Origin of the sequence: Candidatus Pelagibacter communis (assembly GCF_001180185.1) — a bacterium.
GTDB lineage: Bacteria > Pseudomonadota > Alphaproteobacteria > Pelagibacterales > Pelagibacteraceae > Pelagibacter > Pelagibacter ubique_F.
This window is the reverse complement of sequence record NZ_CVSS01000017.1, coordinates 1-748: the sequence shown is the minus strand read 5'-3', so window position 1 is coordinate 748 and position 748 is coordinate 1. Positions and strand designations below refer to the sequence as shown.

At 24.7% G+C, this 748-nt stretch carries 1 protein-coding gene; it reads left to right on the top strand.

Annotated elements, in window-relative coordinates; genetic code table 11:
- Positions 1-132: 132 nt before the first annotated feature.
- On the top strand, positions 133-651 hold the full coding sequence (bamD, locus tag AMN95_RS01315; protein ID WP_075522208.1) for an outer membrane protein assembly factor BamD: 519 nt from the start codon (positions 133-135) through the stop codon (positions 649-651).
- Positions 652-748: the final 97 nt, after the last annotated feature.

Genomic DNA, 748 nt, shown 5'->3' with positions numbered 1-748 from the left:
TATTTGAGTTGAATAATCTTTATTGAAAACTTTGTATGATTTTTTTTACCTATACCTTGATAAATAAAAGTTTATTAAGATCTATAGCATAATATTTTTTTATCCTTATAATTAGTTTAATTTTTAAAAGTTATGGATAAGTTTATTTTTATATTTTTTATTTTAATCTTATTAAATAATTGCTCAAAAGAAGAAAAAGAGATTTCATTAATTAAAGAAACAAATCAAGAACTAGAGATTAAAGCAGCATATGAGGAGGCTTATAATTCTATTGAAGAAGGTGATCCTTATTTTGCATCAAAAAAATTTTTAGAGGCAGAGCTAATGTTGCCACAATCAAAGTGGGCTCCAAAATCCGCACTGATGGCCGCATATTCTTTTTATCTTCAAAATTTCTATGCTGAAGCACTTAATAATTTAGAAAGATATTTAAAAACATATCCAAAACATAAAGATATAGTCTATGCGCATTATTTAATTGGTATGTGTTATTATGAAACAATTGAGGATGAAAAAAGAGATTTTAAACCGATAGTGAAAGCAAAAGAAAAATTTAGTTATATTGTAGATAATTACCCAAACACCGATTTTGAAGGATTATTAATTGGGTTTTTAAAAGTGCTTCCGCTAGTTTTTATATTTGTAGGTTGATTTTTATCTTTTTGATTTTTTAATTTTATAATTGTTTTTTTATTTCATCTTTGTCTTTTGGTAGCCCTCTAAATGATGCGCTTAAAAAAATTAAATC